At 69.7% G+C, this 7671-nt stretch carries 8 protein-coding genes; 7 read left to right on the top strand and 1 reads right to left on the bottom strand.

The window, feature by feature from the left end:
• The first annotated feature begins 20 nt into the window (after positions 1–20).
• The 6 genes from pstC (at position 21) to M4D54_RS06275 (ending at position 5968) form a co-directional block, all read left to right on the top strand.
• On the top strand, positions 21–1031 hold the full coding sequence (gene pstC, locus M4D54_RS06300; RefSeq protein WP_193865301.1) for a phosphate ABC transporter permease subunit PstC: 1011 nt from the start codon (positions 21–23) through the stop codon (positions 1029–1031).
• 7 nt (positions 1032–1038) lie between these two features.
• A complete protein-coding gene (pstA, locus tag M4D54_RS06295; RefSeq protein WP_193865302.1) occupies positions 1039–2208 on the top strand; it encodes a phosphate ABC transporter permease PstA in 1170 nt (389 codons plus the stop codon).
• 29 nt (positions 2209–2237) lie between these two features.
• Positions 2238–3023: a phosphate ABC transporter ATP-binding protein PstB gene (gene pstB / locus M4D54_RS06290; protein ID WP_193865303.1), complete on the top strand. Its 786-nt coding sequence runs from the start codon at positions 2238–2240 to the stop codon at positions 3021–3023.
• A 340-nt stretch (positions 3024–3363) separates the two neighbouring features.
• Complete coding sequence (locus M4D54_RS06285; protein ID WP_193865304.1) at positions 3364–4188, top strand: ABC transporter ATP-binding protein; 825 nt, start codon at positions 3364–3366, stop codon at positions 4186–4188.
• Positions 4185–5528, top strand: coding sequence for an FtsX-like permease family protein (locus tag M4D54_RS06280; protein WP_259890734.1), 1344 nt, complete (start codon positions 4185–4187; stop codon positions 5526–5528). The genes M4D54_RS06285 and M4D54_RS06280 overlap by 4 nt, the downstream gene beginning before the upstream one ends.
• Before the next feature lie 116 nt (positions 5529–5644).
• Positions 5645–5968, top strand: coding sequence for a rhodanese-like domain-containing protein (locus tag M4D54_RS06275; RefSeq protein ID WP_193865306.1), 324 nt, complete (start codon positions 5645–5647; stop codon positions 5966–5968).
• A gap of 69 nt (positions 5969–6037) precedes the next feature.
• On the opposite strand, the gene M4D54_RS06270 is transcribed toward M4D54_RS06275, so the two are convergent.
• Entirely contained in the window at positions 6038–6808 is a 771-nt protein-coding gene (locus M4D54_RS06270) for a CPBP family intramembrane glutamic endopeptidase (RefSeq protein WP_259890733.1), read from the bottom strand.
• A 113-nt stretch (positions 6809–6921) separates the two neighbouring features.
• Between M4D54_RS06270 and M4D54_RS06265 the strand changes: the two genes are divergently transcribed.
• Positions 6922–7632, top strand: coding sequence for an SDR family oxidoreductase (locus M4D54_RS06265; RefSeq protein WP_193865308.1), 711 nt, complete (start codon positions 6922–6924; stop codon positions 7630–7632).
• Positions 7633–7671 lie beyond the last annotated feature (39 nt).

Raw genomic sequence — 7671 nt, 5'->3', positions numbered from 1 at the left:
GATTTCCGAGGAAGGTCACTGTGAGCACCACTGACGTCACGCCCGAAGCTGCGGAAGCGCCCACCGGCTCCATGAAGCGCAGCGGTCGTCGGTTCGGCGACAGCGTGTTCTCCAATCTCTCCATCGGCTCCGGCCTGCTGATCTTCCTCACCCTGGCCGCCGTGGCGATCTTCCTGACCCTCGAGGCGTGGCCCGCCATCCGGGCCAGCCAGGAGTTCGAGGGGACCGCCGAGTTCTCCCTGATCGAGTACACGGCGCCGTACGTGTTCGGCACCGTGCTGGCCGCTGTGATCGCGCTGATCATGGCGATCCCGATCTCGATGCTGATCGCGCTGTTCATCTCCCACTACGCGCCGCGCAAGATGGCCCAGGGCCTGGGCTACATGATCGACCTGCTGGCGGCCGTGCCCTCGGTGGTCTACGGCCTGTGGGGCGGCATCTGGCTGGTGCCCAGGCTCGAGCCGCTGTACATGTTCCTCAACAGCACCTTCGGCACCTGGCCGCGCTGGCCGGGTTTCCTGCCGTGGGTGGGCGGGGAACCGGTCGTCGCCCTGTTCGCCGGCGATCCCACCGCCCCCATGCGCAACCTGGCCTCGGCATCCGTGGTGCTCGCCGTCATGGTGCTGCCGATCATCACCGCGATTGCCCGCGAGGTGTTCCTGCAGACCCCCCGCCTGACCGAGGAGGCCGCCCTGGCCCTCGGTGCCACCAAGTGGGAGGTCATCAAGACGGTCGTGCTTCCCTTCGGGCGCAGCGGCGTGGTCGCCGCCTCCATGCTGGGCCTGGGCCGCGCGCTCGGCGAGACCATGGCGGTGCTGATGATCCTGGCCCCCGGCGCCACGTTCTCCTGGCACATCCTCGAGGTGGGACGGCACCAGTCGATCGCCGCCAACATCGCCTCGCGCCAGGCCGAGGCCTCCGGGGTCGACATGTCCCTGCTGATCTTCACGGGCCTGGTGCTGTTCGTCCTGACGTTCATCATCAACGCCATCGCCCGTGCCATCGTCGCCCGCAGCGGCCCGAAGAGCTGAGGTCACCATGAGCACCGCCATCGACAACGAGACCCCGACGATGATGCGCTCCAGCGGGGAGCGCCGCCTGCCGTGGTACCACCTGGTCTTCACCGGTCTGGTCGGCGCGGCCATCGCAGCCGTTCTCCTGCTGGCGCTGGACGCCTTCTCGATCGCCTCGATGCTGATCCTGGGATTCATCCTGCACCTGGTGATGGGCTACCTGTACTCGCTGGTGCGCGAGGGCCGCCGCTGGGCGATGGACCGCCTGATGATGCTGATCGTCATCGGCGCGTTCGCACTGGCGATGTTCCCCCTGGTCTCGCTGCTGTGGGAGGTGATCTCCCGCGGTGGTGCCCGCGTCATCGCAGCCTCACCCACGCCCTTCGCCTTCTGGACCAACGACATGTCCGGCATCATCGGCGGCGCGGACGCGGGTGGCGTGCTGCACGCGACCATCGGCACCCTGCTGATCACGCTGTGGGCCTCGGTCATCTCCATCCCGATCGGCCTGTTCACCGCGATCTTCCTGGTGGAGTACGCCGATCAGGGCTGGCGCCGGGTGCTGGGCAAGGGCGTCACCTTCCTGGTGGACGTGATGACCGGCATCCCCTCGATCGTGGCAGGCCTGTTCGGCCTGTCGTTGTTCTTGGCGTTCCTTCCGGACGGCCAGCAGGGCGTGCGCATGGGCATCATGGGTTCGGTGGCCCTGTCGCTGCTGATGATCCCCACCGTGGTGCGCTCCAGCGAGGAGATGCTGCGCCTGGTGTCGATGGACCTGCGCGAGGCCGCGTATGCCCTGGGCGTGCCGAAGTGGCTGACCATCGTGCGCGTGGTGCTGCGCACCGCAGTGGCCGGTCTGGCCACCGGCATCACCCTGGCGATCGCCCGCGTGATCGGCGAGACCGCGCCCCTGCTGCTGACGGTGGGCATGGTGACCTCCATCAACTGGAGCATGTTCGACGGTCGCATGGCCACGCTGCCCACGTACATCAACCAGCAGTACCGCAACGGCAGCGCCAACTGCATGAATGACACCGTCACCAACCCGGTCAACCAGGAGGTGTACGCATGCTCGGTCACCACGAACATCGACCGCGCCTGGGCGGCGGCCCTCACCCTGATCATCATCGTGATGGTGCTGAACATCATCGCGCGTCTGGTCAGCCACTACTTCTCTCCGAAGATCAGCCGCTGAGCTGACGCCCTCCAGCGAAAGGAACTGCGATGGCCGCACCTCTGCCCATCACCGTCGAGGACCTCAACATCTACTACGGCGACTTCCTGGCCGTGGAGGACGTCAACGTCCAGATCATGCCGCGCTCGGTGACTGCCCTGATCGGCCCCTCGGGCTGCGGCAAGTCCACCTTCCTGCGCACCCTGAACCGCATGCACGAGGTGATCCCCGGTGCATACGCCAAGGGCCGGGTGCAGATCGACGGTGAGAACATCTACGACCCCCGCGTGGACCCGGTGAACGTGCGCCGGCGCGTGGGCATGGTGTTCCAGAAGGCGAACCCGTTCCCGACCATGTCGATCCGGGACAACGTGCTGGCCGGAGTGAAGCTCAACAGCCGTCGCCTCGCGAAGAAGGACGCCGACGAACTGCTGGAGAGCTCACTGCGCGGCGCGAACCTGTGGGAGGAGGTCAAGGACCGTCTGGACAAGCCGGGCCTGGGCCTGTCCGGCGGTCAGCAGCAGCGTCTGTGCATCGCCCGCACCATCGCGGTCAAGCCCGAGGTGGTGCTGATGGACGAGCCGTGCTCGGCCCTCGATCCGATCTCCACCCTCGCTATCGAGGATCTCATCCACGAGATGAAGCAGGACTACACGATCGTGATCGTCACCCACAACATGCAGCAGGCCTCCCGCGTCTCGGACCGCACCGGCTTCTTCAACATCGCCGGCACCGGCAAGCCGGGCCACCTGATCGAGATCGATGACACCGAGAAGATGTTCACCAACCCGGCGCACAAGCAGACCGAGGACTACATCTCCGGTCGCTTCGGCTGATCGACGTACTGCGAGGGACGAGCGGTAGGAGATCAGCCAGACGGACAGGGCCTGTTCGAGGTACTGCGAGGGACGAGCGGTAGGAGATCAGCCAGACGAACTGGGTCTGATCGACGTACTGCGAGGGACGAGCGGTAGGAGATCAGCCAGACGAACGGGGCCTGTTCGAGGTACTGCGAGGGACGAGCGGTAGGAGATCAGGCAGACGGACAGGGCCTGACACCCGGATGGTTCGTTCAGCGGTCCGACGACGGCCTGCGACCACGGTCTGACATCGGCCCCGGGAAATGGCTCCCGGGGCCGACGCGTGCCTGGGGGGACCCCAGCCAGGCTGGGTTCCATGAACACAGCATCACTGACCGCCTTTCCTTCTGGGTCCACCGGTCCCACGCCCGCAGCCACCTCCGCAGCCGTGCACCACGGCACCCCCGCTCCGCTCGCCGATCCGCGCCCGGTTCCCGTGCTCAGTGCTCGTGGCCTGGTCAAGAGCTACGGCGAGGGTGGCGCCGGCACCGTCGCCCTGGACGGCGTGGACCTCGACATCGCCCGTGCCGACTCGATCGCGGTGATGGGACCCTCCGGCTGCGGCAAGACCACGCTGCTGCACACCCTCGCCGGGATCCTCCGCCCCACCTCCGGCACCGTCCTGCACGACGGCACCGACCTGGCCTCCCTGAGCGATCGCCGCCGTACGCGCCTGCGCCGCAGCGCCTTCGGCTTCGTGTTCCAGGACGGGCAGCTGCTGCCCGAGCTCACCGCCACCGAGAACGTGATGCTCCCGCGCATGCTGGGCGGCATCCACCGCGGTGCCGCTGCCACCGAGGCCCGCAGCTGGCTGGACCGCCTGGGCCTGCAGGGCATGCACGACCGCAGGCCGGGCCAGCTCTCCGGTGGTCAGGCCCAGCGCGTGGCGATCGCCCGGGCTCTGGCCGGCCGCCCCTCGGTGGTGTTCGCCGACGAGCCCACCGGTGCCCTGGACCAGACCACCGGAAAGGCCGTGCTGCGGGTGCTGGTGCAGGCCTGCCACGACACCGGGGCGAGCCTGGTGATGGTCACCCACGACGCCTCGGTGGCCACGGCCTGCCTCCGCACCGTCGCCATGCGTGACGGTCGCATCGAGCGCGAGTTCCACCGCCCGACCGACGGGATCGGAGGTGTGCGATGACCGCCCTGGTCTCCGCAGCGCCCTTGCTGCTGCGCCGTCGCGGCGCCCTCGCCGACGCCCTGCCGGTGATCGCCTTCACCGCGGCCACCGCCATCATCGCCACCGTGATCGGGGGCGCCGCGGCCTTCGCCCGCCGCATCCCCGCCGACACCAGTGGCCCTCTCACCGGTGAAGCCGAACTGATGCCGCTGCTGATGCTGTGCGCCGTGTTCGCCTCCGTCCTGCTGGTGCCCAGCGCCATCGCTCTGGGCGGATCCGCCGCCCGGCTCTCCCTGGCCCGGCGCGAGCGCGACCTCGCCGCCATGCGCCTGGTCGGAGGCACCACCGCCCAGGTAGGGGGCATCGCCGTCCTCGACGTGGCCGCCCAGGCCCTGCTGGGTGCCGCGGCCGGTGTGGTGCTGCACATGCTGGTGGCACCTCCGCTGACCGCGCTGGACTTCGGGATCACCCCCTTCACCGTGGGGGAGCTGCTGTTGCCCTGGTGGGCCTATCCGCTGCTGATCGCCGGTGTGGTGCTGCTGGCGGCTGCCTCGGGCGCGGTGTCCCTGGCCGGGGTGGTGCTGAGCCCCCTGGGGGTGGCTCGTGAGTCCCGCACGGTGCGGATGTCCGTGCTGCGCCTGCTGATCTGGGCGGTGGTGATCGTCGGCTTCGTGGCCTTCATGCAGATCATGCCGATGATGGACGCCGACGGCTCGGCGCTCGGCATGCTGATCGCCATCGGCTTCGTGGCCCTCATCGTGGCCGGCATGAACGTCGTCGGTCCGTTCCTGGTGTGGATCGTCGCCCGGATCACGGCGGCCCTCGCCCCCACCCCGGCCCTGCTGGTGGGCGCGCGCCGTCTGGCCGCAGACCCCCGCGCCGGGTGGAGGGCAGTCTCCGGGATCACCTTCGCGATGGTCATCGCCGGGTTCCTCACCATCATCGCCACCATCGAGCCCTCCACGCCCGGGGACCAGATGCTGGCCACCGCCCTGCACACCGGCGGTCTGCTGACCCTCGGGATCGCTGCCGTGCTCGCTGCGGTCACCACGGGGGTGGCGCACACCGCCCGGGTGATCGACCACGCCCCGCGGATCCGGGCCCAGCACATCGCCGGTGCCGAGGTGCCCCAGCTGCACCGCGCCCGCCTCGCGGAGATCACACTGCCGGTGCTGCTGAGCTCCGTGGTGGCCACCTTCACTGCCGGCCTGGTGCTGCTGACCGTGTTCGGCGGGGGAGCGGCCGATGTGCGCACCGCAGGGCTGTACTTCCTCGGGGTGATCGGGGCCTACGCCATGGTGATCGCCGCCGTGGTGGTCTCGGCGCCCGTGGTGCGGCGAGCGGCACTGCGCGCCGCCTGACACCGGGGCCCATGCCATGACCGCGTCGATGCGGGACCCGGGGCCACGACCGCGGCATCCTGCACCGTGCCAGGAGGGTCTCATGGCTGGTGGGTGCGGCGCGTAGGGTGGACGACATGGAAATCGAGACCGTCGCCCCGACCGAGGTGCCGGAGGGCGCCCAGCTGATCGACGTGCGCGAGCAGGCCGAATGGGATGCCGGGCATGCACCCGGTGCCCAGCACCTGCCGGCGAGCTCCCTGCTGGAGAAGCTCGGGGAGCTGCCCGAGGACGGCGACCTGTACATCGTGTGCCGCTCCGGCGGTCGCAGTGTCCAGGTCACCCAGTGGCTCAACGGCAACGGCTATGACGCCATCAACGTGCGCGGCGGCATGGACCAGTGGTTCGAGTCCGGCCTGCCCATGGAGTCCGATGGGGATGCAGAGCCGTACGTGCTCTGAACCTCGCGGCTCGATGAACGGCCGCGGGCCACGTGTGCTGGCAGCCGAGGCTCGCTCCGGGTTCGGCCCTCAGGTGCTGATCACGTCGCGCAGCAGCGCGTAGCCCACGAACGCCACCACGTCCAGCAGGGTGTGGGCGATGATCAGCGGCATGGTGCGGCGCGTGCGCCGGAACCACTCGGCGAACACCACCCCCATCAGCATGTTGGCCAGTCCCGGCCCGATCCCCTGGTACAGGTGGTACGCGCCGCGCAGCAGCGCCGAGGTGGCGGTGATCGCCACCGGCTGCCAGCCCATCTGCTCCAGCCGCAGCACCAGGTACCCGGCAACGATCACCTCCTCCACGAGCGCGTTCTTCAGCGCGTGGAGGATCAGCACCGGCACCGTCCACCAGTGCTGGTCCAGGGCGGCGGGGATCACCTCGAGGGTGGCCCCCAGGGCCCGGCCCAGGTAGTAGATCGCCAGGCCCGGAAGCCCGATGCAGGCCGTCAGTGCGACGCCCCACAGCGCGTCCCGCACAGGGCGCCGCGCATCCATGCCGAGCGCCTGGACGGCCCGGGTGCCGGTCACCGTCAGCAGCAGCAGGACCAGGGCCACGGGGGCAAGGGTGAAGACCGCATCGGCCAGCTGGTACACCAGATCGAACCAGGGCCGCTCGGAGGCGGACCGGTTCAGCGCAGTGCTCTGCTCACTGAGCGGCCCCCGCGTGAACGCGTCGATCAGCGCCATGATCGAGTAGAACGCCGAGCGCCCCAGGGACAGCGCCAGCACCACCAAGATCTCCAGGCCCAGCAGCAGCTGGATACGGGACGGGGCAGAAGAGGAGGCGGCGGGCTGCACGGCCCCATCCTCCCACCGGCCGGCAGGAGTGACCGTGCCGCACCCACCCGTGACCGCGCCGCACCCACCCGTGACCGTGCCGCACCCACCCGTGACCGTGCAACACTCGAGGGATGACCACCGATGCTCCCTCCCAGAACCGTCCCGTCGTCCTGATCACCGGTGCCTCCCGCGGCATCGGCCGCGCCATCGCCCACGAGCTCGCCGCCGATCATCACCTGATCCTCGGCGGCCGCGACCGGGACGCGCTCGAGAGCCTGGTCTCCGAGCTCCCCTCGGCCGAGCCCTTCGTCGCGGACCTCTCCGACCCGGCCTCCCTGGCCGATGCGGTGGGCGCACTGGAGCTGCCCCATGGCCTGGACGGCGTGGTCCACTCCGCCGGGATCCTGGTCAGTGGCACCGTCGAGGAGCTCACCGCCGAGGACTGGACCCGCTCCTTCGCCCTGAACGTCACCGCGGTCGCCGAGCTCACCCGAGGGCTGCTGCCCGCCCTGCGCACCGCCCGCGGCACCGTGGTCACCATCAACTCCGGCTCCGGGTACACCTCGGGCGCGGCCGGCGGGGCCTACAGCGCCTCCAAGTTCGCGCTGCGGGCCCTCACGGACGCCCTGCGCGCCGAGGAGAAGGAGCACGGGGTGCGGGTCTCCTCCGTGCACCCCGGGCGCACCGCCACCGACATGCAGCGAGAGCTGCGCAGCTTCGAGGGCGGCGAGTACCAGGAGGAGGACTACATGCGGCCCCAGACGGTCGCCGCGACCGTGGGACTGGCCCTGCGCCTGCCGGCCGACGCCGCGATCGACTCCCTGTCCGTGCGGCCCCGCTGAGCATGCCCTCCGATTCGGACGTCGTGATCGAAGGAGTGA

This window comes from Brachybacterium sp. p3-SID1565 (genome assembly GCF_025143785.1).
Taxonomy (GTDB): domain Bacteria; phylum Actinomycetota; class Actinomycetes; order Actinomycetales; family Dermabacteraceae; genus Brachybacterium; species Brachybacterium epidermidis.
This window is presented reverse-complemented; position numbering and strand designations above follow the sequence as displayed.

Excerpts from the sequence above, each read along its gene's own strand:
- pstA (WP_193865302.1), top strand. The coding sequence starts at position 1,039 with ATGAGCACCGCCATCGACAACGAGACCCCGACGATGATGCGCTCCAGC.
- pstB (WP_193865303.1), top strand. The coding sequence starts at position 2,238 with ATGGCCGCACCTCTGCCCATCACCGTCGAGGACCTCAACATCTACTAC.
- M4D54_RS06285 (WP_193865304.1), top strand. The coding sequence starts at position 3,364 with ATGAACACAGCATCACTGACCGCCTTTCCTTCTGGGTCCACCGGTCCC.
- M4D54_RS06280 (WP_259890734.1), top strand. The coding sequence starts at position 4,185 with ATGACCGCCCTGGTCTCCGCAGCGCCCTTGCTGCTGCGCCGTCGCGGC.
- M4D54_RS06275 (WP_193865306.1), top strand. The coding sequence starts at position 5,645 with ATGGAAATCGAGACCGTCGCCCCGACCGAGGTGCCGGAGGGCGCCCAG.
- M4D54_RS06265 (WP_193865308.1), top strand. The coding sequence starts at position 6,922 with ATGACCACCGATGCTCCCTCCCAGAACCGTCCCGTCGTCCTGATCACC.